Annotated in this window: 25 protein-coding genes; 4 read left to right on the top strand and 21 right to left on the bottom strand. The window is 62.1% G+C overall.

Annotation, left to right across the window (positions count from 1 at the left end; genetic code table 11):
• Positions 1 to 14: 14 nt before the first annotated feature.
• The 18 genes from ACA046_RS02315 to ACA046_RS02400 form a co-directional block, all read right to left on the bottom strand.
• Entirely contained in the window at positions 15 to 1241 is a 1227-nt protein-coding gene (locus tag ACA046_RS02315; RefSeq protein WP_076015465.1) for a beta-ketoacyl-ACP synthase, read from the bottom strand.
• Positions 1241 to 1969, bottom strand: coding sequence for a 3-oxoacyl-ACP reductase FabG (fabG, locus tag ACA046_RS02320; RefSeq protein ID WP_459025577.1), 729 nt, complete (start codon positions 1967 to 1969; stop codon positions 1241 to 1243). The genes ACA046_RS02315 and fabG overlap by 1 nt, the downstream gene beginning before the upstream one ends.
• Positions 1966 to 2427, bottom strand: coding sequence for a hotdog family protein (locus ACA046_RS02325; protein WP_167662953.1), 462 nt, complete (start codon positions 2425 to 2427; stop codon positions 1966 to 1968). Before ACA046_RS02325 ends, fabG begins: the two co-directional genes overlap by 4 nt.
• Positions 2424 to 3590, bottom strand: a complete 1167-nt coding sequence (locus ACA046_RS02330; protein WP_497675841.1) for a beta-ketoacyl-[acyl-carrier-protein] synthase family protein — start codon at positions 3588 to 3590, stop codon at positions 2424 to 2426. The genes ACA046_RS02325 and ACA046_RS02330 overlap by 4 nt, the downstream gene beginning before the upstream one ends.
• The gene (locus ACA046_RS02335; RefSeq protein WP_459025581.1) at positions 3587 to 4069 is read right to left on the bottom strand and encodes a hypothetical protein; all 483 of its coding nucleotides are present in this window, start codon (positions 4067 to 4069) and stop codon (positions 3587 to 3589) included. The genes ACA046_RS02330 and ACA046_RS02335 overlap by 4 nt, the downstream gene beginning before the upstream one ends.
• Positions 4066 to 4800: a class I SAM-dependent methyltransferase gene (locus tag ACA046_RS02340; RefSeq protein ID WP_497675842.1), complete on the bottom strand. Its 735-nt coding sequence runs from the start codon at positions 4798 to 4800 to the stop codon at positions 4066 to 4068. The genes ACA046_RS02335 and ACA046_RS02340 overlap by 4 nt, the downstream gene beginning before the upstream one ends.
• Positions 4797 to 7115, bottom strand: a complete 2319-nt coding sequence (locus ACA046_RS02345) for an MMPL family transporter (protein ID WP_497675843.1) — start codon at positions 7113 to 7115, stop codon at positions 4797 to 4799. Before ACA046_RS02345 ends, ACA046_RS02340 begins: the two co-directional genes overlap by 4 nt.
• Positions 7105 to 7800 (bottom strand): outer membrane lipoprotein carrier protein LolA, encoded by a 696-nt coding sequence (locus ACA046_RS02350; RefSeq protein ID WP_497675844.1) that lies wholly within the window; start codon positions 7798 to 7800, stop codon positions 7105 to 7107. Before ACA046_RS02350 ends, ACA046_RS02345 begins: the two co-directional genes overlap by 11 nt.
• Positions 7797 to 8222, bottom strand: coding sequence for an acyl-CoA thioesterase (locus tag ACA046_RS02355; protein WP_167662948.1), 426 nt, complete (start codon positions 8220 to 8222; stop codon positions 7797 to 7799). The genes ACA046_RS02350 and ACA046_RS02355 overlap by 4 nt, the downstream gene beginning before the upstream one ends.
• The gene (locus ACA046_RS02360) at positions 8215 to 9756 is read right to left on the bottom strand and encodes an HAL/PAL/TAL family ammonia-lyase (protein ID WP_459025588.1); all 1542 of its coding nucleotides are present in this window, start codon (positions 9754 to 9756) and stop codon (positions 8215 to 8217) included. Before ACA046_RS02360 ends, ACA046_RS02355 begins: the two co-directional genes overlap by 8 nt.
• Positions 9740 to 10675, bottom strand: coding sequence for a lysophospholipid acyltransferase family protein (locus tag ACA046_RS02365; RefSeq protein WP_497675845.1), 936 nt, complete (start codon positions 10673 to 10675; stop codon positions 9740 to 9742). Before ACA046_RS02365 ends, ACA046_RS02360 begins: the two co-directional genes overlap by 17 nt.
• Positions 10672 to 11406, bottom strand: a complete 735-nt coding sequence (locus ACA046_RS02370; protein ID WP_497675846.1) for a glycosyltransferase family 2 protein — start codon at positions 11404 to 11406, stop codon at positions 10672 to 10674. Before ACA046_RS02370 ends, ACA046_RS02365 begins: the two co-directional genes overlap by 4 nt.
• A gap of 170 nt (positions 11407 to 11576) precedes the next feature.
• On the bottom strand, positions 11577 to 13247 hold the full coding sequence (locus ACA046_RS02375; protein ID WP_497675847.1) for an ApeI family dehydratase: 1671 nt from the start codon (positions 13245 to 13247) through the stop codon (positions 11577 to 11579).
• Positions 13244 to 13789, bottom strand: coding sequence for a COG4648 family protein (locus ACA046_RS02380; RefSeq protein WP_459025596.1), 546 nt, complete (start codon positions 13787 to 13789; stop codon positions 13244 to 13246). Before ACA046_RS02380 ends, ACA046_RS02375 begins: the two co-directional genes overlap by 4 nt.
• Complete coding sequence (locus tag ACA046_RS02385) at positions 13786 to 14040, bottom strand: acyl carrier protein (protein WP_003209389.1); 255 nt, start codon at positions 14038 to 14040, stop codon at positions 13786 to 13788. The genes ACA046_RS02380 and ACA046_RS02385 overlap by 4 nt, the downstream gene beginning before the upstream one ends.
• 9 nt (positions 14041 to 14049) lie before the next feature.
• On the bottom strand, positions 14050 to 14319 hold the full coding sequence (locus tag ACA046_RS02390; RefSeq protein ID WP_459025599.1) for a phosphopantetheine-binding protein: 270 nt from the start codon (positions 14317 to 14319) through the stop codon (positions 14050 to 14052).
• Positions 14297 to 15109 carry a lysophospholipid acyltransferase family protein gene (locus tag ACA046_RS02395; protein WP_459025601.1) on the bottom strand — a complete coding sequence of 271 codons (813 nt, stop codon included), beginning with the start codon at positions 15107 to 15109 and terminating at the stop codon, positions 14297 to 14299. The genes ACA046_RS02390 and ACA046_RS02395 overlap by 23 nt, the downstream gene beginning before the upstream one ends.
• Positions 15085 to 15807, bottom strand: coding sequence for a beta-ketoacyl synthase chain length factor (locus ACA046_RS02400; protein WP_497675848.1), 723 nt, complete (start codon positions 15805 to 15807; stop codon positions 15085 to 15087). The genes ACA046_RS02395 and ACA046_RS02400 overlap by 25 nt, the downstream gene beginning before the upstream one ends.
• A 347-nt stretch (positions 15808 to 16154) precedes the next feature.
• Here ACA046_RS02400 and ACA046_RS02405 point away from each other — a divergent pair, with 347 nt between their 5' ends.
• Positions 16155 to 16925, top strand: coding sequence for a ParA family protein (locus ACA046_RS02405; RefSeq protein WP_003209397.1), 771 nt, complete (start codon positions 16155 to 16157; stop codon positions 16923 to 16925).
• Positions 16926 to 17354: 429 nt separating this feature from the next.
• Positions 17355 to 17603 (top strand): DUF6124 family protein, encoded by a 249-nt coding sequence (locus ACA046_RS02410; RefSeq protein WP_497675849.1) that lies wholly within the window; start codon positions 17355 to 17357, stop codon positions 17601 to 17603.
• Here the strand turns inward: ACA046_RS02410 and trxC are convergent.
• Positions 17591 to 18025 (bottom strand): thioredoxin TrxC, encoded by a 435-nt coding sequence (gene trxC, locus ACA046_RS02415; RefSeq protein WP_497675850.1) that lies wholly within the window; start codon positions 18023 to 18025, stop codon positions 17591 to 17593. The two genes, ACA046_RS02410 and trxC, sit on opposite strands and share 13 nt — an antisense overlap.
• Positions 18026 to 18261: 236 nt before the next feature.
• Here trxC and ACA046_RS02420 point away from each other — a divergent pair, with 236 nt between their 5' ends.
• Positions 18262 to 18558, top strand: coding sequence for a type II toxin-antitoxin system HigB family toxin (locus tag ACA046_RS02420; protein WP_010169250.1), 297 nt, complete (start codon positions 18262 to 18264; stop codon positions 18556 to 18558).
• Entirely contained in the window at positions 18555 to 18956 is a 402-nt protein-coding gene (locus tag ACA046_RS02425; RefSeq protein ID WP_010169251.1) for a helix-turn-helix domain-containing protein, read from the top strand. Before ACA046_RS02420 ends, ACA046_RS02425 begins: the two co-directional genes overlap by 4 nt.
• A gap of 5 nt (positions 18957 to 18961) precedes the next feature.
• Here the strand turns inward: ACA046_RS02425 and selO are convergent, their stop codons facing one another.
• Together selO and mscK are read right to left on the bottom strand one after the other, a co-directional pair.
• Positions 18962 to 20425: a protein adenylyltransferase SelO gene (gene selO, locus ACA046_RS02430; protein WP_497675851.1), complete on the bottom strand. Its 1464-nt coding sequence runs from the start codon at positions 20423 to 20425 to the stop codon at positions 18962 to 18964.
• A 49-nt stretch (positions 20426 to 20474) separates the two neighbouring features.
• Complete coding sequence (gene mscK, locus ACA046_RS02435; protein WP_497675852.1) at positions 20475 to 23825, bottom strand: mechanosensitive channel MscK; 3351 nt, start codon at positions 23823 to 23825, stop codon at positions 20475 to 20477.
• Between the last annotated feature and the right edge of the window lie 20 nt (positions 23826 to 23845).

A 23845-nucleotide genomic window follows, 5' to 3' on the forward strand; every position in this document is an offset into this window, starting at 1 on the left:
GTCAGTAAAAAAACTTACGCCCAGCGGCGGAAAATCAGCGAAGTGTTGACGCCGCCAAAGGCAAAATTGTTGTTCATCACGTAGTCGTTGTGCAGCTCGCGGAACTCGCCTTGCAGGTAGTCCAACTCGCCGCAGCGCGGGTCGACCTCGTCGAGGTTGAAGGTGTGCACGTATTGGTTGCGGTTCATCATTTCGATGCTGAACCACGACTCCAATGCGCCGCATGCGCCCAGGGTGTGCCCAAGGAAACTCTTTTGCGAACTGATGGGCATGCGGCTGCCGAACAGGCTGCTGGTGGCCAGGGTTTCGGCGATGTCGCCCTGGTCGGTAGCGGTCCCATGGCCGTTCACATAGCCGATGGCGTCGGGCGCAAGCCCCGCATCTTCCAGGGCCAGTTCCATGGCGCGGCGCATGGTGGCCTGTTCCGGGCGGGTGGTGTGCTGGCCGTCGGCGTTGCTGCCGAAACCGACGATTTCGGCGTGGATGTGCGCGCCACGGGCCAGTGCGTGTTCCAGTTCTTCGAGCACCAGGATGCCGCCGCCTTCGCCGATCACCAGGCCGTCGCGGCCACTGTCATAGGGGCGCGGGCTGGTTTGCGGCGCATCGTTTTTCAGGCTGGTGGCGTACAGCGCATCGAACACCATGGCTTCGGTCGGGCACAGCTCTTCAGCGCCACCCGCCAACATCAGCGGAAGGCGGCCGAACTTGATGGCCTCATAGGCGTAGCCGATGCCCTGGCTGCCGCTGGTGCAGGCGCTGGACGTCGGGATCAGTCGGCCGGTGAGGCCGAAGAAGATGCTGATATTCGCCGCCGTGGTATGGGGCATCATGCGCACGTAGGAGTTGGCGTTCAGCCCCTCGGCCACCGAGTTCAGCAGCATATTGCCGAAGGCCTTGATCTCGTCGGTACTGCCCGTGGACGAGCCGCAGGCAACGCCCATGCGCCCGTCCTTGATCGACTCGTCGCCCAGCAAGCCGGCGTCTTTCAGCGCCTGTTCCGCTGCCCATACCGCCAGGCGCGAAACCCGGCCCATGCTACGCAATTGCTTGCGAGTCCAGTGGGCGGGCACCACGAAATCATCGATCGGCCCGGCCAGCCGCGTGTTCAGTTCGGTGAAGCGCTCCCACTCGTCCATGCGCCGAATGCCGCTGCGGTTGGCGCGGAAGTTGGCGGCGATGGTTGCCCAATCGCTGCCCAGGGACGTAACGCCGGCCATGCCGGTGACCACCACGCGTTTCATCAGCACAGGCCTCCATTCACGGCCAGCACTTGGCGGGTGATGTAGCCGGCTTCCGCCGACATCAGGAAATTCACCGCCCCGGCGACTTCCTCCGGAGTGCCCATGCGTTGGGCCGGGATCATTTTCATCAATTCTTCCACCGGTACGTTTTCATCGAGCATCGCGGTGTCGATCAGCCCGGGAGCCACGCAGTTGACGGTGATCTTGCGCTTGCCGAGCTCGATGGCCAGGGCCTTGGCGGCGCCGATCAAACCGGCCTTGGACGCGCTGTAGTTGACCTGGCCACGGTTGCCGATCAACCCGGACACTGACGTGATGCACACGATCCGCCCAGCGGCGCGGCGCCGAATCATCGGCATCATCACCGGGTGCAGCACGTTGTAGAACCCGTCCAGGTTGGTGCGCATCACTACGTCCCAGTCGTCTTCCGACAGCGCTGGAAACGCGCCATCGCGCGTCAGCCCGGCATTGAGCACCACGCCGTAATAGGCGCCCTGTGCTTCCACGTCGGCTTCCAGAATCTCTTTGCAACTGGCGCGATCCGCCACATCGAATTGCAACACCCGGGCCTTGCGCCCCAGGGCTTCGATTTCGATCTGCACCGCATCCGCCTCGGCGCGCCCGCTGCGGCAATGCAGCACGATGTCGTGCCCGGCCTGGGCCAGGCGCAATGCGATAGCGCGGCCGATGCCACGGCTGGAGCCGGTAACCAGTACGGATTCAGTCATGGCGTGGTGTCCTTCGATTCATCTAAATAGTTGGCCGCCTGGGGCGGTCGAAATACGTTCAAGCGTGCACTCGCCTGGATACCGTCACCGGTGAGGTGGCATTCGAACACACCCATGCCGTTGTCGTCTTCCAGGGAGCGCAGGCCGTGGATGGTCAGCTCAGCGCCTGCGGGGAAATGCTCGACGTTGCACTCGAATTTGCGCGTGCCCAGCAGGAAGCCCAATTCCACGGCTTCACCTTTTTGGCGTGCGCGACAACCGGCGTAGGCCGCGACGCTTTGCGCCATCAACTCAATGCCGACCCACGCGGGCAGGCTGCCGTCGGCGCGGTTGAAAAGACCGCCGGGCGTGACCGTCAAGCGGGTCTGAATCTGTTCTTCATCAAAGCTCAGGACCTGATCGATCAGGATCATGTCACCGGCGTGGGGCAGCAGTTCGGCGAGCGGCCAATGGGTCATGGGGCGTCTCCGATAATCAGGCTGACGTTGTTGCCGCCGAAAGCAAACGAGTTGCTCATCAGGCAGCGTTTTTCCAGGGTGTCGCCGGGCGACGCCCACTTCAGTACGGGCAGGTCGGGGTCAGCCTGGCCGTCCCAGACATGGGGCGGCACCACGCCTTCCGCGAGGCTCAGCCAGCAGAATGCAGCTTCCAGCGCACCGGCGGCGCCCAGGGTGTGGCCGGTCATGGGTTTGGTCGACGAGCAGGCTACGCCGCCCTGGAACAGGGCCGCGACCGCCAGGCTTTCCATGGCGTCATTGTGCTGCGTGGCGGTGCCGTGCAGGTTCAGGTAACCGATCTGCCCGGGCGCCAGTTTTGCGCTGGCCAAGGCCTTGCGCATCGCTTGCAACGCACCCTTACCGGTGGGCTCGGGTGCAGAAATATGGTGGGCATCGCAACTGGCGCCACTGCCCAGCAGCGCGACCGGCGCCGGAGTTTTGCTCATCAGGAACAGCACCGCAGCTTCGCCGATGTTGATGCCGTTGCGGTTCGCCGAGAACGGATTGCAGCGCTGTGCCGACACGGCTTCCAGGGACGAAAAGCCATTGAGGGTCAGCTTGCACAGCGTGTCGACGCCACCGCAAATCACCGCATCGCACACACCCAGGTCCAACAGGCGTTGGGCACTCATCAGTGCCCGTGCGCTGGAGGTGCAGGCGGTGGAAATCACGTAGGCCGGGCCGCTCAGTTGCAGCCAGTCGGCGAGGAAATTGGCCGGGGCGCCGAGTTCCTGTTGCAGGTAGTCGTAGTCGCCGGGGAAGTTTTTTTCCCGCAGGTAGTGGGCGATGCCACGACTGGCTTCATCAATGCCCGAGGTGCTGGTGCCGAGCACGATGCCAATGCGCGACGCACCGAACGTCTGGATCGCTTGCCGGATCTCGTCGTCAATCTGCAACGCCGCTTCCAGCAACAGCTGATTATTACGGCTGTGGTGGGATTCCAGCCCGGGCGGGATCGCCGCGAGTTCACCGTGCACACCCGCCACCGGCAACACACGCTCCGGCACCCAGCCGCTTTCGGCGCGCATGCCGGAACAGTCGCCGGCAAACAGGTTGCGGCTGACTTCGCGCTTGTCGCGGCCCAGGGCGCAGATCACGCCGAGGGCATTGAGGTAGGCGGTCATCGGGTGGCCTCAAGCGGCGAGATGCGGTAGGTCAACGGTTGCCCGATCACGTCCACGCGAAACACCAGGGAGGAGTGGTAGGTGATCTTCCAGTGGGACGGCAGGGTACGGATCAGGTCCATTTCCTGGGTGCCGGGGTACAGCTTGGAGACTTCATCCGCCGAAGTGAGGGCGAACAACAGCGCGGCAAACAACTCTCGCGCCTGGGGATTGGGCGGCAGCAAACCGTCGGCTTGCCACGCACCGTTGATCAGCATCTGGCGGGCCTGGGGAATACCCAGCGGGTCCATCATCGACCAGCGAATCCCGCCGCCTTCGCGCTGCATCACCAGCAGCCAGTCCTGGCGCTGGCCATCCTGTTCGCGCTGCACATGCAGTTGCAACGGCAGGCTCAGCACCGGGTTTTTCGACGGCAACGGCGGCTGGCTGGCGCAGGCGCTCAGCAGCAACAGGCAGCCGATCAACAGCATTCGGATCATGTTTCAGCGCTCGCCAGAGGTTTGCGGGCAACCACGTTGACCAGGGTTTCTTCGCGCTGGCCGGCCGGTTTTGGCTGGCGCAGGCCCCAGCGCTCAAGCAGGCCGAAATCGGTGGCGCGGCTCCACCACAGGTACGGGTACGAAACGTTCTGCGGGCCGAATTCAAAGCCCTGCTCGCGAATCATCTCAAGGTACTCTTCTGCGCTTTTCTGCACATGCATCGGGTGACGGAACAGCCAGCGAATTACCCAGGTGTCGATATAGGCCTCGGTGGATTCGGCAAACAGCAGATAGCCGCCCGGCTTGAGCACGCGATAGAACTCTTTCAGGGCGCGATGTTGTTCTACCAGGTGATGGAAAGTCTGGTGACAGAACAGCACGTCGACACTGGCGTCGGCCACGTCGAGGGTCGCGCAATCGCTGCCGATCAACTCGATGGCGATATCTTGGCGCGCGGCTTCGGCGCGGCTCAGGTCGAGGCTGTGGGGGTCAGCATCCAGGCCGATCAGGCGTTCGGGGGCGAACACCTGCTGCAAATACTGGAACGACTTGCCCTGGCCACAGCCGGCGTCCAGCAGCACCGGGGCAACCGGCAGCGGGTCGCTGAACAGGCTGCGCAGGTCGTTGATTGCCACGCGCAGCACGTGGTGCTGCCAGGTGTGGCTGCGCAGGAACCAGAAGCCGAATTTGGTTTCTTCGACGTAGTTCTTGCTGAGGTATTGGCTGCTCATCGTTTCTTCCTTGTCCCGGACGGGGCGGCCCACGGTGCCAGCATGAAGCTGAATGCCAGCCCCAAGCTTACCGATAGCCCAAAATTACTCACCGCCGGCGTGCTGGAAATGGCCAGCAGGCCGAACGATAGCCAAGTAGTCACGGCCGCCAACAGTGTGCCCAACAGGCTCACCGCGGCGCCGCCAATTTGTTCACGCATCAGGATCGCGTAGTCGACGCTGATCGCGGTCACCAGCAGCAGGCCGAACAGGCTGAACAACGTCAGCGGCTGCCCCAGCCAACCGAGGCTGGCCAGGCTGCACAGCGCCGCCAGCAGCGGCAGGGCGACGATGCGCAGGGCACCGCCGAAGCCGAACGGAAGGATCAGCAACAGTACGATCAACACGCACGACATCAACTTCAATTCGGCGGCGCTGATTTGCGTCGCGGCAAACACCTGGTTCAAGTCGCCCAGGCGATCCACCAGCTGCACACCGGGTAAATCCAGGGCCTGTACCCGCAGCAAGGCCGGGTTGTTCAAACCTTGCAGGCTCACCATCGCTGCCACGCCACCGTCGACATTCCCCAGCCACAGTGTGCGCCACGGCTCAGCCAGCGGGCCGACCAGCGCGGCATCGATGTCTTCGGTGGGCAGTGCCTGCAACTGGGCCACCTCGGTTTGCAGTGCGGCGGCGGGCACGCCGAGGTCCAGCAATGGCTGCCAGTACTGCGGCAGTTGGTTCAGGGCTTCACGCAGTTGCTGTTGCTCGGCCGGCGCGCTGACCAACTGGTTGAGCGCCAGGTAACCCTGGAGCTTGTCCATGTTCACTAACTGATCCAGACGCTGACTCAGCGCGGCCTGGCGCTCCAGCAATTGCGGCTGGTTGTCCGCCCGCACCAGGAAGAACTGGCTGGTGGGCTGGAACCCGGTAATCCGCGCGACGGCCTGGGCTTCCTGCAGCAACTGCGGTGGTGCACCGATCCATTGGCGGATATCGTTTTTGCTGTTCAGATGCCACAGCCCCCCGGCGCAAAACACCAACACCAGTACCAATAACACCGGACTTGGCAGGCGCTTGAGCAGCGACTCGCGCACGCTCAGCAGGAACTCGGCAATGCGCAGCGGCCATTGGGCCGGGCGCAGTTCGACGCCCTTGAGCAAGGCCGGCAGCAGGCATACGGCGGACAGATAGGCGCCCACCAGGCCAGCGGCAGAGAACACCGCGATTTGCGTCAGCGCCGGGAACGGCGTCCAGGCCAGGGCCAGGTAGCCGATGCAACTGGTGGCCAGGCTCAGGCTCAGGCCCGGCAAGGTCAGGCGCAAGGCTGGCCAGCTGCGCCAAGGGCTCATGCTCCAGCTCTTGGACAGGTAATGCAGCGGGTAATCCACCGCCACGCCGATCAGGCTCGAGCCCAACACCAACGTGATCACATGCATATGCCCGAACAGCGCCACACAGGCCACCGCACCAAACAACATGCCCACCAGCACCGGTACAAACGCCAACAGCACACGCCAGCGGCGGAACGCCAACAGCAGCAATAACAGGATCCCGGCAGTCGCGCCGCCGCCGACCCAGGTGATTTCCCGCGTCGCCTGGTGCTGACCGTTGGCCGCGTACAGCAGGCCGCTGGCGGCGAGTAATTGCGCGCCTTGCTGGTCGGCCTGCTCGCGGCTGTCCTTGAGTAATTCAGCCACTTGCAGCGGCAGTTTCATGTCGAAGGCATTGCCAGTGGTGCGCGCCCGCAGCAGCACCCAGCTTTTGCCGTCGGCGTCGGCGATCAACGCGCCGCTGCCGATATCCAGCTGCACCGATCCGTGCTGCGGCTGGCTGTTCTGGATACGCCCGGTGAGGCCCAACCAATCGTCCTGGCTCGGCACCAGGCTGAAGCCGGTGAACGGGTCGAACAGCGCGTGAACCCGTTGCTGAATAAACGCCTGGGGCTCGTCGATCAGTTGCTCGCGATCCTTGGTCGAGAGCATCGCCAGCCGGCCTTGCAGCAGCTGCTGACGCAGTGCCGGCAGGTCGGCTTGCAGGTTCCACTGGACCTTCTCAAACAGGCCGCTGGCTTGCCAGGCTTCGCCCAATTGCGTCGCCACGGCCACGGCTTTTTGCCGATCGGCATGCCCCACCAGCACCAGTATTTCGCGGTTCAGTGGTTCCTGTATGCGTCGTTCGGCACGCAGCTCCAGCGCATCGGGTGCAGTGCCGGGCACCAGCTCCATCAGGTTCGCCGACAGCGGCGCGCCATGGCGCCATTGCCAACCCGCCAGGGCCATTACGGCCACCAGCAGGATCAGGAACAGGCGCGGCAACCAGCGTTCACTCGGCAAAGTCGTGTTGCTCCGCGTCGCTCAGGGGCTGGCTGCTGGTGCTGTCCTGCATGCGCAGTACGGTGCTGTCACCCTGGGTTTCCAGCAGCTCGATTTTTTGCACCCGCTCGCCGCCGTCGATATTGATCTGGTTGAACACCTGCTTGAGCAGCAGAGAGCGCGGGATCAACGTGAGTTTCCACTGGGTGGCTTCGCCTTGCAGTTGCAGTTCGAAGTCACGCTGCAAGCCGCTGCTGTCGCCCTGTAATACCGCGAGGAACAAACGGTTCTGCTCGGCACCGGCACTCTTGTTCGGCAGCAACTGCCAGCCGTTGGCATCACGCCGGGCGATGCCGGTGGCGCTGATGCGGTAGTCCTGTTGCAGCGGGGTTTTCAGCAGCCAGAGCAAGCCGTGGTCCTTGGCCAGGACGAAGGTGCCCTTGCTGGTCAGCGGCTGCGGCAGGGCGCGCAGGTGTTTTTCCTGGATGAAGTTGCCGTGGATCACCGACGGTTTTGCCAACTGATCGCTGAGTTGTTGCAGGTCGAAGGCTTGGGCCAGGCCTGGAATGCCTAAAAACAGCATCAACGCGACCCTTGTAGGAGCGAGCTTGCTCGCGAAGAACCAGAGAGCGCCGCGGGGTGTCAGGCGGCCTGCGTTATCGTTGACGTTTTTCGCGAGCAAGCTTGCTCCTACAGGGGAGGTCATTGCAGGGCCCTCTCGACTGCATCCACAAACACCTTTGGCGATGCCAACTGCATTTCGCGACTGGCAATTTCCACCGCCACTTGCACGGTGCTGGCGCGGGTCAGGCGCTCGCCCGTGGCCTTGTCGCTGATCAGGTAATTGACCTTCAAACGGTTCTCCCACTCCACCAGGCTGGCGCGCACGTTGAGGGTCTGGCCGAAGGTCGCACCGCGCACATAGCGCAGTTGCATGTCGATCACCGGCCAGGCGTAGCCCGCTTCCAGCATCGCCGTGTAGTTGTGGCCGAGCTTGTCCAGCAAGGCGCAGCGGGCGACTTCCAGGTACTTCACGTAGTGCCCGTGCCACACCACGTTCATGGTGTCGATGTCGAAAAACGGCACGAGGATTTCAGTGTCGCAGTGCAACACGCCGGGGCTACGCATGCAGCCTCCAGTGTTGCTCGGCGATGCGCTTCAGGCACAGGCGCAGTTCGCCTTCCAGGGCGCGGTCTTCGATAACCGGCGGGAAGTCTTTGGCCAGATCGATATGCATGGCGGCCAGCGCCGGGGGCAGCGGGCGCGCGTCTTCAACCTGGGCTCGCAGCCATACGCCCTGGTTGGCGGCGAGCAAGGTGGCGGCAGCGACTTGTTCGGTCAGTTCCAGCACACGAATCGCATCGCGGGCGGCGATGGTGCCCATGCTCACCTTGTCCTGGTTGTGGCACTCGGTGGAGCGCGAGAACACGCTGGCCGGCATGGTGTTTTTCAGGGCTTCGGCGGTCCAGGCGCTGGTGCCGATCTGCACGGCCTTGAAGCCATGGTTGATCATCGCCCGCTCGGCTGGCGCGCCCGACAGATTGCTCGGCAGCCCGTGGTTGTAGCGCACGTCCACCAGCAGCGCGAGCTGACGGTCCAGCAGGTCGGCGACGTTGGCCACCAGGGTCTTGAGACTGTCCATGGCGAAGGCGATGTGGCCGCCGTAGAAGTGGCCACCGTGCAGCACGCGCTCTTCTTCCGCGTCGATGATCGGGTTGTCGTTGGCGCTGTTGAGTTCGATCTCGATGAACGAACGCAGCCAGTTCAGGCTGTCGGCCAACACGCCGAGGACGTGGGGGGCGCAACGCAACGAGTAACGGTCTTGCAGGCGATGCAGCGGCGCGGTAGGTGCGTCGATGGCCAGATCCTTGCGCAGCCAGGCGGCAACTTGCATCTGGCCCGGGTGCGGCTTGGCGGCAAACAGGCGCTCGTCGAAATGCTCCGGATTGCCTTGCAGCGCCACCACGTTCAGCGCGGTGATGCGCGTGGCCAGTTGCAGCAGGTAGTCGGCGCGGGCGAAGGCCAGGCAGGCGAGGCCGGTCATCACGGCAGTGCCGTTCATCAGGGCCAGGGCTTCTTTCGGGCGCAGAACCAGCGGGTCCCAACCCAGCTCGCGGTGCACGTCGGCGGCCTGGCGACGTTCGCCACGGAACAGCACTTCGCGCTCGCCTGACAAGGTCGCGGCCACGTAGGACAGCGGCGTCAAATCACCGCTGGCGCCCACCGAGCCTTCTTCCGGAATCAGCGGCAGCACGTCGAATTCCAGGAATGCATGCAGGCGCTCCAGCAACTCCACGCGTACCCCGGAAACGCCATGGCACAGCGACTGCAACCGCGCCGCCAGTACCGCGCGGGTGGCTTGCGCGTCCAGCAACTTGCCGAGGCCGCAGCCGTGGAAGGTGTAGAGGTGGCGCGGCAGCGCTTCGACGTGCTCCAGCGGCACCGCCACCACGCACGAGTCGCCGTAGCCGGTGGTAACGCCGTAGATCACGCCTTCCTTGTCCAGCAACGAATCGAGGAACTGCGCGCCCTTGGCGATACGCTGGCGGTACTTGGCATCAGCTTGCAGTTGAGTCGGCGCCTGACGGTTGGCCAGGGCCAGCACGTCTTCGATGCGCAGGGGTAGTTCGCCGAAGGTTACCGGCTCAAGATGCGTCGTCATCGGTCTTCCAGAAAGGGTAAAAGTTGAACCATTGTTGGGGCGCTTCCAGGCAGAACTGGCCCAGGCGCTCGGCGTAGCGGGCGGTCCATTGCGCGATCACCTGCTGGCGGTCGCTGCGTTTCCATTCGATCAACTGGGCGAACGGCTCGATGATCAGGCGATAACGGCCTTGATGCTTCAAGCACATCAGCAGGTTGACCGGGCATTTCAGCAGGCCGGCCAGCAGCCATGGGCCTTGTGGAAAGGCGGCGTCATGGCCGAGAAAATCCACGCGCACCGTACGCCCGCCATGCAGCGGTACGCGGTCGCCGGCAATCGCCAGCCACTCGCCGTCGTCCAGGCGCTGGCTGAGCATCATCATCACCGCCGGGTCGAGTTCGCTGACCTGGATCAGGCGCAAATTGGTCGCCCCGGCTTCGCCCAATATGCGGTTGAAGCGTTCGGCGTGCTTGGTGTGTACCAGCACGTTCATCGTGACCTTTTCGCCCAGCTCGGCGAGGGCGCGGCACACTTCAAGGTTGCCCAGGTGCGCGCCGACCAGCATCTGCCCGCGCTCGCTGCGCAGCTGGCCGCGCAGTTGAGCCGGGTCGATGATTTCGATCTGCTCCAGGCGCAACTTGCCGTTCCATACGTCGAGTTTGTCCAGCAAGGCATCGGCGAACGCCATGAACTGTCCGAAGACTTTTCTGTGGGTAGGGCGCAGGTCGTCGCGCTGGGTCCAGTCGGCCAGGCGCTGCTGGTACTGCCAGGCGCTTTGGCGGGCTGTGCGACCGAACAGGAAGAAGTACAGAACGATGCCATACAGCAGCGGGCTCAGCAGACGGCGCCCGAGGACCTTGGCGGCGAAGGCGGTGAATTTCATCAGCCAGAAACTGCCGCGTTCTTCGCGGTCGGCCCAGTGTTTGGTGTCTTGGCTCATGCCTGCCACCGGCGCCAGAGGATCATCGGCGCGCGCACCAACATGCCGAAGAACAGCCGGGTGTGCATCGAGGAAATCAGCGCGTTATCGTGGAACAGGCGAAAGTGCGACAGGCCGTCGGCGGGGTAGTGCACCTTGGTCGGCAGCCAGCGCATCGGCTGGTTGCGCCAGGCGAGGCGCACCAGGATGTCCGAGTCGAAATCCATGCGTTTGCCGATGTTGGCCGAGTCCATCAAGGCCAGGGTCGGTGGCAGTGGGTACACGCGAAAGCCACACATGGAGTCGCGGATTTGCAGCGACAAGGTATTGATCCATACCCACACGTGGGTCAGGTAGCGCGCGTATAGGCGGCCCTTGGGTACGCTGTCGTCGTATTCCGGGTAGCCACAGATCACTGCATTTGGGTGGGCGCGGGAGGCATCGAGGAAGGTGCGGACCTCCCGCAGGTCGTGCTGGCCGTCGGCATCCACTTGCAGGGCGTGGGTGAAGCCCAGGCGCGCGGCTTCGCGAAAGCCGGCCATGACGGCGGCGCCTTTGCCCTGGTTGGTGGGCAAGGTCAGCAGGGATACGTTGTCGAGGATCGCCAGTTGCGCCAGCACGGCGGCGCAGGCGGCGCTGCTGCCGTCGTCTACCAACAGGCATGGCAGGCCGCTGGCCAGCACGCTATGAACCACGGCGGGCACGGCGGCTTCGTGGTTGTAGACCGGGATCAGGGCGCAGGGCTTATGCATAACAGGCACCCCATTGGCAGAAGCGCTTTTTGTGGCGAGGGAGCTTGCTCCCGCTGGGCTGCGAAGCGGCCCCAATACAGGCGACACCGATTTGCCTGATAAAACACAGTGCCTGGGTGGGGAGTGCTGCGCACTCCAGCGGGAGCAAGCTCCCTCGCCACAACAGAAGCTTATTCACTCGCCAGCTCCAAAAGAATACGGCCACTGGAGCAGGCTGCCGCCTCATTGCGGTAGGCGAAGTACAACTTGCCGCGCTCCTGATCGAACCGCAGGTGCAGCTCGATCCGGTCATCCGGGCGCACCAGTTGCTGGAATTTGAGCACTTCCATCCCGGTAAATTGCCCCGGCAGGTTGAGCAGTTGCTGGCCCAGGTTCAGCGCCCAATCCACCTGCACCACGCCCGGCAGCACCGGGGTTTGCGGGAAGTGGCCGCTGAAGTAGGCGAGGTCCGGCGGGATCGCCAGTTGCAGGGTCCATTCACCGTTGGTTTCGACTTGTTCCAACACTTCCGGCGCTTTCGGCCGGGGCGCCAGCAGCAGGGCTTCGACGTCGGCCTGGGGCAGCTTGCCTTGGGTGTTCAGTGGCAATTGGCGCAGCAGGCGCCAGCGGCGGGGCAGGGCCAGGGCTTCGCAGTGTTGGCTCAAGTGCTGGCGCAAAGTTTGGGTGACGGTGCGCCGGCCTTGGTTGCGCAGGGCATGCAAACCTTCAGCGCTGAGCACCACGAGAGCACCAAGGGAAGCACGGTTTTCCTGCACCACGCCCAGGCGCGTTTCGGCGACCCAGGCATGGTTCATCAGCGCTTGTTCGAGCATTGGCAGGGAAATGCGTTTTTCTTCCAGCTTGACGATGCGGTCCAGGCGGCCCAGCAATTCGAAGCGGCCGTCAGCATGGATGTTTGCGGCGTCGGCGGTCTGTTCGATATGGCCGGCGGGCAGGTACGGCGAGGCAATGCGCAGCGCCCCTTCGGCGTCCTGGCTCAGTTGCACGTCGGCAAACGGCTGCCACGGTTGTTCGCCCTGGCGCCAGGCGATGCCACCGGTTTCCGAGCTGCCGAGGATTTCCGTCGGCCATTGCTGCAAGCGTTGGTGCAGGCTGCTGGCGGCTTCAAGGGGCAGGGCGCCGCCGGAGGAGAACACCCGCTTGACCGGCGTGAGCGCCGGCCAGTCGAGGTTGTCGCCCATGCGCTTGAGCAATGCCGGGCTGGCGACCCAGGCGAATTGCGAATGCTCACGGCTGGCGCGCTGCAAGTCTTCGGGGAATGCCAACTGCTGGCGCACAAAGGTACGCCCCGCGCACAACGGCCACAGCACCCGGAACAACAAGCCATAGATATGCTGGGTGGCGACGCTGCCAATGATGCAGGCCTCGCCCAGGTCGGCGCCCCACAGAGTTTCCAGCGCCTGGACCTCGTTGGCCATCTGGCGCAGGGTTTTGTCGATGCGCTTGGGCTCGCCGCTGGAGCCGGAAGTGCACAGGCTCAGGCAGTGGGTGTCCAGGTCCAGGGCTGCGGCGCTTAATGGCGCTTGATACAGCGCATCCAGGTCGCCGGCTTCGGTCAGCCAGGCATCGACGACATCATCCCAGCGTTGGCGCGTTTGTGGTTGCAGGTCGGCGGGCAACAACACGCTGACGCCGGCGCGCCACGCACCCAGCAGGGCGATCGCCAGCAAGCCGGCATCCTCAAGGTGCAGCGCCAGGCGCTGGATGCCCCGGGCTTGCAACCCGGCGGCCAGGCTCAGGGACTTCTCCCACAGTTGTGGGTGATCCAGGGCAGGTTCGGTGGTGACCAAACGCTGACCTACAGGCTCAAGCAGCAAGTGCTCAAGATTCAACCAATTCATACGCGGCCTCGAACCCTTTGTCGTACCAGCCATTCCACGGCAAACAACAGCCCCATCAGCCCGTAGGCGATCATGCCGTTGTACAACGTCCACCAGCTCAGCGGCGCCCACAGGGTGAGGGCGGCGGCGAGCAGGCCGTTACACAGAAAAAACACACTCCACACCACGGTGACCTTGCGCGTGTACACAACTGCTTTTTCGGGCAGTTGCGGCTCGGTCATGCGGGCCAGGCGCTCGACCATCGGCGGCCCGTATTTCAGGCTCAGGCCGAACAGCGCCAGCATGAACGCGCTGACCAGGCTCGGGTACCAGCGCAGCATCTGCGGGTTGTCGAACCAGGCGAGCAACAGGCAAAAGACGATGATCGCTGCCGCCATCCAGCGGCTGCCCGGGCGCCTGGCGCCGGTCAGGGCGCGCAACAACCACAGGCTGCCCAGCAGCAGGCCAAATTGCCACGGGGCAAAGTGCTCCGTGCCGTAGTACACCGCAAAAGGGTACAGCAGCCCCGCCAGCAACAGGCCAAGGCTGATCAGCCGGCTCATGCGGCCGGTTGAACCAGACGGTACACCGCCTCAACCACGTCGTTCACGGTGCGCACGGCCTTGAACTCTTCGGCAGCGATTTTCTTGCCGGTCTGGCGCTTGATGTGGTCGATCAGGTCCACCGCATCAATGCTGTCGATCTCCAGGTCCTGGTACAGGTTGGCGTCAAGCGTGACGCGTTCAGGTTCCAGTTCAAACAGTTCCACCAGGGCGTCGCGCAAGGTGTTGAAAATATCGTCACGAGTTTGCATGGTACGGTCTCAAGCTGCCTGTCGGGCCGTGACGAACGCCGCGAGGCTGGCCACGTTGGTGAAGTGATTGCGGGTGTCCTTGGCGTCGGCATCGATCTTGATGCCGTACTTTTTCTGGATCGCCAGGCCCAATTCCAGGGCGTCGACTGAATCCAGGCCAAGGCCTTCGCCGAACAGGGTTTGCTCGTCGCCGATGTCGCTTTCGCTGATGTCTTCCAGGCCCAGGGCCTCGATAATCAGCGTTTTTATGTCGTGCTCAAGGCTGTGTTGGTTGCTCATCTTCGGCGAGCTCCTTAATAAAATACTGGTGCAGGTAATCGTTGAGCTTGCGTGAAGCCTGGGGCGCGGGCCCTTGTGCGGCAAACGCCTGTGGTTCTATATCGGCACCTACGCGCAAACTGAAGTGAAAGCGACGATTCGGGATGCGATACCAGGGTTCGGCCTTGGTCAGGGTGGTGGGGCTGACCTTGATCACCACCGGAGTGATGATGCTCGCACCGCGCAGGGCAATGGCGGCGGCGCCGCGATGAAAGGTCGGCGCCTGGCCCGGCGAGGTGCGGGTGCCTTCCGGGAAAATGATCAGGGTCTGGCCGTCTCGCAGGGCATCGGCAGCCGCATCGAGCATGTCGGCGCTGCCATCGTTGCTGATGTAGCCGGCGTCGCGCACCGGCCCGCGGGTGAACGGGTTTTGCCACAGGCTCTGCTTGACCACGCAGTTGGTCTGGCGCATCTGGGCGATCAGGAACACCACGTCCACCAGCGACGGGTGGTTAGCGATGATCATCTGGCCCGGGCGGCCGAGCTTTTCCGCGCCTTCGACGCTGTAGGTCAGGATGCCCAGGCGATACATCATGCGAATAAACAGCCAGAACAGGCAGCTGATGGTGTGGCGAGCACGCCGTTGATGCTGTTTGGCGTCACCCGGCAGGCAACTGAGCAGCGGGAACACCAGCACGCGCAGGCACAGGCCGCCGAGGCCAAACAGGGCGAAGGCGGTGGCAGTGGCGAACAGGCGCCAGTAGTAGGCCTTCCGAGGCTTTTCGGTCAGGGCTTGCGTTGCCAGTTCCATACTCGGTTCTTCCAGGCATGTTGGCAGGCGCCCTGTTCGTTCAGCAGGGTGCGCAGCAGGTTCAGGGCGTGGGGCCACTGGGCTTTGGTGGTGGGTTGGACAGCGGCTGTATTCAGTTCCAGTTGCCACTCGTCGCCCGGTGTCAGCAGCAGGCCGAGGGCGTAGGGGAAGGGCACGTCATCGATCCAGCGCGCATAGGCTTCGGGTGGCTGTTCCTCGGTAATGATCAGCAATACAGCCGGTGCGCCTTCATTCAGAAGGGCGGCGGCTTCGAGCATGCCGTGTTCCAGGCCGTCGCCGGCAGCGGCGAGGGCGGTCATTTCGCTGGTTTCATTGCGCAGGATCGACCACAGGCCAATCACCGCGTTGTGCACCGACAGGCTGAACTGGGTCGGCGACAGTGGCTCGTCATTGGCCAGGTCGCTGAGAATGTCGAGGGTGCGCGGGGTTTCGCCGTGACGGGAGACAAACACCAACGGAAGTTGTTGCAGGCCTTCGGCCAAGGGCCTGCCCACGCTGAAGGCCATGCGCGCCAGCCGGCTCAGGCGTCGGCGCTGCATGGCCGGCAGGAACGACACGTCGGGGGCCGACTCGCTTCGGGGGAGCACTGTCGGCTGCTGGCACCAGGTGCGCCAGTCGTCCGCGCTTTCGAGCCCGGGAGCCCAGGCACGCCATTGGGCGATGTTGAAATTGATCACTGAGAAGTTATCCCGCCCCTGCGGGCTTCCTTGTGCGGCCATTGGCCCCGAATACCGGGACAGGGTGCAATCGCCGAATGGCGCGCATTATCCCGGTGCTGCGGGGTTCTAGCAAACTTTGGTAAAGAATTGTTCACGACTGATTACAAATTCGCTGGAAAGAATTACGGATTGTCCGTCATGGAAGTGGGGTAGCAGGTGTCAGGCAATTCCTGCTTTGTCGGACAGACGGGAAAATGTTGTGCGAGATAGAGCCTCTGATGCTGTAGTACAGAAGCGAACGAGGTAGCTAACCGGCGCTTTTGCCCTCTACACTCGGTCATTCATTGATACACGGAGGTTTTTCCATGCGGCGCGTGGTGTTCAATCAAAAAGGCGGTGTTGGCAAATCCAGCATTGCCTGCAACCTGGCGGCGGTCAGCGCCAGCGAAGGCTATCGAACCCTGTTGGTGGACCTCGATGCCCAAGCCAATTCAACCCAGTACCTCACCGGGCTGACCGGCGACGATATCCCCATGGGAATCGCCGACTTCTTCAAGCAAACCCTGTCTTCCGGGCCGTTTTCGAAGAAGAACCAGGTGGATATCTACGAAACCCCGTTCGACAATCTGCACGTCATCACCGCCACGGCGGAACTGGCGGACTTGCAGCCCAAGCTTGAGGCCAAGCACAAGATCAACAAGCTGCGAAAGCTGCTGGATGAATTGAGCGAAGACTACGATCGGATCTACCTCGATACACCACCGGCGTTGAACTTCTATGCCGTTTCAGCGCTGATTGCAGCTGATCGTGTGTTGATCCCGTTCGATTGCGACAGTTTTTCCCGGCAGGCGCTGTATGGCCTGCTGGCAGAGATTGAAGAATTGAAGGAAGACCACAACGAAGGGCTGGAAGTGGAAGGGATCGTGGTCAACCAGTTCCAGGCCCGGGCGAGCCTGCCGCAGCAGATGCTGGATGAATTGATTGCCGAAGGGTTGCCGGTACTGCCGGTGTACCTGACCAGCTCGGTGCGCATGCGTGAATCGCACCAGGCGAACATGCCGCTGATCCACCTGGACCCACGGCACAAGCTGACGCAGCAGTTTGTGGAGTTGCATAACTTGCTGGAAAACGCGTGATCTAGCAGGCGTTTGCCCCCTGTAGGAGCGAGCTTGCTCGCGAAAGACGTCAACGATAACGCGGGCTGCCTGGATGAACGCGGCGCTCTCGGGTTCTTCGCGAGCAAGCTCGCTCCTACAAAGAGCCTGTCGTCTTGCGCCGTTGCCTACAGTTACGCCAGAATCCGCCGGCTTGTGCGTCTGGATGGGCGTCTCTAAGGTTGCTCGGTCGCTGAATTCTCAGTGATCGGGTTTAGTAGCCCGAGTGTTTGTCGTTAAGTGCATAAGCTTCATCTTTCAGGCGCTGAGTCTGTGCTTGATGGTAGCTGTGCGTAGGGCGTCTTCGGGCGCGCCGGCTTCGACATTTCCCGGTCTACTAACCTGCGTACAGCTGCCACCCTAATTCGTTTAGTAGCGATCAGATGGCGGCTCCAATCAGGAATGTCGACCATGTTTAAAGCTACTCCAAGTCCCCCGTCGTACCTTTTTACAGTCAGCCCCGGCCAAGCCACCGAAACCCTGATCCTCAACACTTACGAAACCTTCTCCTCAGTCACCACCCTCTTGCTCGACCTTTCCGACGACCTGACCGGCAAGCAGCGCGATGTCGCGTTGGCCATTCATCAATTGAGCGAATTGGGCGTATTGCTGATGGGGCAAGTGATGGACCGGGGTGTCCCGTTACCTCAAACGCCCTGACTGCGCAGCCAGCTCATCAACTGCGGCAACGGAAACGCACCGCTCTGACGCGCCACTTCCCGGCCATTCTTGAACAGGATCAGGCTGGGAATCGAGCGAATCCCCAACTGAGCGGATAACTGCTGATTGGCCTCGCTATCGAGCTTGGCCAACCGGCACTTCCCGGCCAGCTGCCCGGCGGCCTGCTCAAACACCGGCGCAAACGACTTGCACGGCCCGCACCATTCGGCCCACACATCCACCAGCAACGGCAGGTCGCCCTTGATCTGGCTGGCGTAATCGCCCTGTTTCAGCTCAAAGGGTTTGCTCAGCAGCACCGGTTGCTTGCAGCGCCCGCACTTCGGCGCATCGCCCAGGCGTTCATCGGGAATGCGATTGAGACCGTTGCAGTGGGGGCAGGGGATGACGAGAGAGTCGGACATGGTGGGCTCCGTGAAAGTGGCCAATAGGTTCTATTTGGAGCCAGGGCAGAGGTTTATCAAGCGTCGATGCGAATGACTCATGCACATACATTTTCGCCTGTGCTGACGTGAGGTGTTGTATCTAGGCTGTTGAGGTTGTTCCGCAATTGCGCCATTGGTCTGTTTTGGATTATCGCAAGTTGCGATAATTGGGCGCCGAGATTAACCTTCATAGCAAGATGCGATAAGGATGTTGCATGCGAGTAATCAGCGAAAAAAGGATTTGGGAAGCAAAAGAAAAATGGCCGCGATCCGCGACGGCGCTCGATGAGTGGTATCGGCGAGTAAAGCGCAACAGCCCCGCAGACTTTGCGTCGATGAAAGGAATGTTTCCAGCGACGGACAAAGTAGGGCAATTTCATGTGTTCGATATCGGGGGCAATAAGCTCCGGCTGATCGCCTTTGTGCATTATCAGGTGCAACGAATTTATATCAAGTACCTGCTCGATCACCGCGAATATGAGCAAGGTAAGTGGAGGGAGAAAATCAAATGAGTGCACTCATTAAACGCGCTGCCGAGCATTGGGAATTTGTTTCGCCATTGCTGCGCAAACCAAAGAGCGAGGCGGACTACGATGTGTTGGTCAATGCTCTCGACGAATTGTTGGACCTGATAGGCGAGGACGAATCCAGCCCACTCATGAGTCTGGTGGACATTCTCAGCGACTGGATCGAGGCCTACGACCTTGAACACCGCCCGATGCCCGTCGCCAGTGGGGTTGATGTATTGCGGTCAATGATGCGGGAGCACGGCTTGAACCAAAGTGATCTGCCAGGCGTTGGTACGCAATCAGTCGTTTCGGAAGTGCTGAGCGGTAAGCGCCAGCTCAACTTGCGTCAGATTCGTTGGCTGGCGGAGCGTTTTGGCGTTTCAGTGGAAACCTTCATTTAGCTCGCTTACGACGAACAACTAATCTCCAAATGCTTCCCCCAATCCGGCGGCCGCTGGGCGTATTGCTCCATCCCCGGCTGCTCTTCAAACGGTTTGGTCAGCACCTCGTGCAACCGGCGCACTTCACTGTAATCCCCAAGCTCTGCCGCCTGGATGGCGTTCTGCGCCAAATAGTTGCGCAGAATATAAAGCGGATTCACTGCACGCATCCGCTCACGTCGCTGTTCTTCTGTGCCACTGGCTTCCCGCTCGACACGTGCTTTGTACAGGTCGGCCCACTCATCAAACCCCTTGAGGTCGACAAAGTCGTCGCGCAACCGCGCCACGGCCAACGCGGCTGATTCATCCCCCAGACGGCGGAAGAACAGGGTGTAGTCGACGCCGCTGTTCTGCATCAGTTGCAGCAGGCGCTCTACCAGTTTTTGATCGTCATCTTCGGCGGTAGTGAGGCCCAACCGGCGGCGCATCAGGTCCAGGTAGTGGGCCTGGAACAACGGCAGATACAGCCCCAGCGTTTCCCGCAGCGCCTCGACGCTGATAAACGGCGTCAACGCCTGGGCCAGCGCGCTCAGGTTCCACTGCCCGATCAGCACCTGGTTGCTGAAGGAATAGCGCCCTTCATGGTCCGAGTGGTTGCAGATGAACTGCGCGTCGAAATCGTCCAGGAACGCAAACGGTCCGAAGTCGAAGGTGATGCCAAGGATCGACATGTTGTCGGTGTTCATCACTCCGTGGCAGAACCCATAGGCCTGCCACTTGGCGATCAACTCGGCATTACGCTCGACAATTTCTCGGAACATCGCCAGATACGGCTCCGGCTGTTCCATGCATTCGGGGAAGTGCAGGGACAGCACGTGCTCCGCCAATTGCTTCTGCAATTCGGGCTTCTTGGTGTAGTAGAAATATTCGAAATGCCCAAAGCGCACGTGGCTATGGGCCAGGCGCAGCACCATGGCTGCGCGCTCCTGTTTCTCGCGCCATACCGGCGTGGTGGAACCGATTACACACAGTGCACGACTGCTGGGAATGCCCAGTGCATGCAAGGCTTCGGACGCCAGAAACTCGCGAATCGACGACCGCAGCACCGCACGCCCATCGCCCATGCGCGAATACGGGGTTTGCCCTGCGCCCTTGAGGTGCAGGTCCCAATGTTCGCCCGCTTCGTTGTAAACCTCGCCCAGCAGCAATCCACGTCCATCACCCAGTTGCGGGTTGTAGGAGCCGAACTGATGCCCGGAATAGATCATCGCCCGCGGCTCGGCCTCGGCCCACAGTTTGTGCCCGCCGAACAGCTCGGCAAATACCGGCGTTTCGGCCACGGCAGGGTCGAGATCCAGCAGCGCCATGGCCGCTTCGCTCGCGACCACCAAACGCGGTTCGTCGATGGGTTCGGGCAACACGTGGGTTGAGAAGCCGTCGCCCAGGCGGGCGAAGCGGTTGTCGAAGGTCAGTTCGTCGAGGGCTTTCAACGGCCATCTCCCAGCAGAATGTCCGACCATTCTGCTGGGGATAGCGCGTTTAGTCGAGTTTGGCGGGCGGTGGCTCGGGCAGGTCCGGGTCCTTGGCGAGGGGCAGGATGGTTCTTTTTTCTTCTTCCACCGGCACCAGTTTGTATTCCTGGCCATGCAGGTTTTTCAGGTAAACCTCCATCTGCCGGAACGAGATGTTGATGTGGTGGTTCTTGAACTCGCGGTTGATGAAGCGGTTGACCTCATCGATTACCGGGTTGCGGTCGCCCAGGTCGCGCACATGCATGCGCAGTTCGTGGTCGAGGGTGCTTTCACCGAAGTTGAGGAAGTACACATGGGGCGCCGGGTCCTTCAGGACGCGCGGGTTTTCGGAGGCGGCCTTGAGCAGCAGTTCCTTCACCAGGTCCAGGTCCGAGCCGTAGTCCACGCCCAGTTTCAGGGTGACCCGGGTGATGGTGTCGGTCAGCGACCAGTTGATCAATTGCCCGGTGATGAACGTCTTGTTCGGGACAATGATGTCCTTGCGGTCGAAGTCGGTGATGGTGGTGGCGCGGATGCGGATCTTGCTCACCGTGCCCGACAGGTTGCCGATGGTGATGGTGTCGCCGATCCGTACCGGGCGCTCGAACAGGATCATGATGCCGGAGATGAAGTTAGCGAAGATTTCCTGCATCCCGAAGCCCAATCCCACCGAGAGCGCGGCCACCAGCCATTGCAACTTGTCCCAGCTCACGCCGAGGGTCGACAGGGTGGAGACAAAACCCACACCGGCAATCACGTAGGACAGCAAGGTGGTGGTGGCGTAGGCGCTGCCCTGGGCCAGGTCCAGTTTCGACAACACCAACACTTCCAATAACCCGGGCAGGTTGCGCGCCAGGGCAAAGGTAATGCCGATGATAATCAGCGCCCCCAGCAAGTCGCCGATGCTGATGGGCACCATGCTGATATTGGCGCCGGTGCCGCTGGTGTATTCGTAGAGGGTGACGTTGTCCAGGTAGGAAAATACCGAGATCAAGTCAGACCACACCCAATACAGCGCGGCGATAAAGCCGCCGAGCAGCGCCAGGCGAATCAGTCGCATCGACTGCTCGTTGACCTGTTCGATGTCCAGGGTCGGTTCTTCGATCACCGCTTCGCCATCACCCGCTTCCTTGGCGGCCTGGCGTTTGGCCAGGGCCCGCGCGTAGGCCAGGCGCCGTGCGGCAACCCCCAGGCCACGGACGAAGGTGGCTTCGATCACCAGCCAGAACATCAGCAGGTACAGGGTGTTGATCAACCGGTCGCTGAGCTTGAGGGCGGTGTAGTAGTAGCCAAAGCACACGGCAATAAACAGCGCGACCGGCAGCGCGGTAAACATCAGGCCGACGGCTTTGCGAAACAGCGAGGCTTTTTCGTGGGTCGGGCTATTGAGCAGCAGGCGCCCGAGCAGCCACGCCATCAGTGCGTAGCAGGTCAGTACCACGCCGATGCCCAGTACGTCGTCTGCCAGCGCCGCTGGCTGATGCTCGGCGATGGCCACCACGGCCACCAACGCCAGCACCACCAGCCCGAGCTTGCGTATCCAGCCCTGGAGGAATTCGACCTGGGGTTTTTCCCAACGGAAATGCAGTTCGGCGACGCCGCCGGGCGCCAGGATTCGATAGGCGGTGTAGAACACCAGCCACGCCTGGGCGATCTGCAGCAAGGCTGCGCCGAGGTTGGCGTTTTGCCCGCGGGCATCGATCTGCAACGCATAACCGCACAGCGCCAGGCCCAGGGCCACCGGCATTGCCAGGGCGATATTCACCAGGATCGCCACCGGCGTGTGCCATTGGCTGTCGCGCTTGAAGTGGCCGATGTCCTGGTGGATTTTTTTCAGGCGCTCATACAGGTAGCTACGACGCCACAGCAGCGCGCCGATCAACAGCAGCAGGGGCAGGAACAGTAGCGGGCGCTGGGTCAGGCCGTCATACAGTTCGCTGACGCTGGAAGCCCAAGGCAAGGTGGTGACCTGCTTGCTCAGGTGCGCCGGTACGGTTTCCAGCCATTCGGTGTCCAGCGGCTTGTTGCTGGGAATCCAGAACATCTGCTCGTCGAGGGTCGCCCGCAACGTGCTGGCGGTACTCAGCAGTTGTTTCTGGTTCAGTTGCAGGGTGATGGATTCGTTGAGCAGTGCGCTCAGCTCGCGGCTGAGGCGCTCCAGCAAGTCGCTGCGGGTGATTGCCAGTTCCAGCAGGGTGCGGCGCAGTTGTGGTGTGATCTGGTCGGCCGGTTGACTGGCCAGCAGGTTGTCGACGTAGGTGCTCGGGGTGCTGATCAGTTCGCGCTGTTGATTGACCTCGAACTGGTACAGGCGAATGTTGGCGATGTCATCTGCCAGGTCGCGGTCCACGGTCAGGCGCGGGAGGGCCTGCTTCTGTTTGTAGAGGATCTTGGACAACAGCAGGCTGCCCTTGAGCACGTTGATCTGTTCGTCCAGCGCCGAGTCGCTTTGGGTCACGCTGTCCAGTTGCTGCTTGGTTTGCAGGTTTTTCTGGGTCAGTTCGTTGAGCCGGTCGGTGCTTTTGAGCAGGTAGTCGGACAGTTTCAGGTTGGCGGCGCTTTCCGTGGCGAGCAGGCTGCTGCCACCGGCCTTTTGGGCTTCGATGGACTGCTGGGTCACGGTTTCCTGGGATTGGGCCAGGCGTTTCTGGTTGATCAGGGTTTGCAGGTCCTGGATTTCCTGCTCCAGGCGCGCGGTTTTTTCCAGTACCAGATCGTGTTGGCTGTTGCCCAGGTCTTGCAGTTGGCTGTTGCCGGCCAGCTCCTGGCGGCGCAGTGGAATCAGCGCGTTGAGGGCAGCCAGCTCGGCGTTCAGCAGGTTGCGCTGGTCACCGCTGAGGGCCTTGCCATTGTCTTTGCCGGCCTTGAGGATCGAGTTGATTTGCTGGATGCGCGTCTGGCTGCTGCTGATTTCGGTCTGGGCGCGTTCCGGGCGGGTCTGGGCGGCGATGCTCAGGCTGTTGGCGTCGGCCAGGTCCTTCTGCAGGTCGCCTTGCTGGGTGGTGCGCTGCACCAGCAGTTGTTCAAGCTGCGGTACCGGCAAGGTGGCGTAGCGTTGGGCGACCGGAATCACCTTGGTGGCTTTGAGCCTGGTCAGCTCGCGCTGGTTCTCGGCGCTCCGGCGCGGCGCGTCTTCCAGCTGGCGCTTGAGGTCGACCAGGCGCTGCTGGTAATCCTGCTGGTTGCCGAGGAAGGTGAGGGTCTGCTGCAGGATGCTTTGCAGCGCCTTCATGTCGGCGTCGGGCAGCTTGCGGTCTGGCAGCTTGTCCAGGGTTTGCTGGACGGAGTCGATGCTGGGCGGGTCGGCAGCGTGTACGGTGCCGACGCAGAGAGTCAGGCCCAGCAGGGCAGTAGCGAGAAAAGTGCGCAGGGTTGTCATAGAGACCGGTCGAGCAAGGT

The organism is Pseudomonas sp. LBUM1641 (assembly GCF_059716235.1).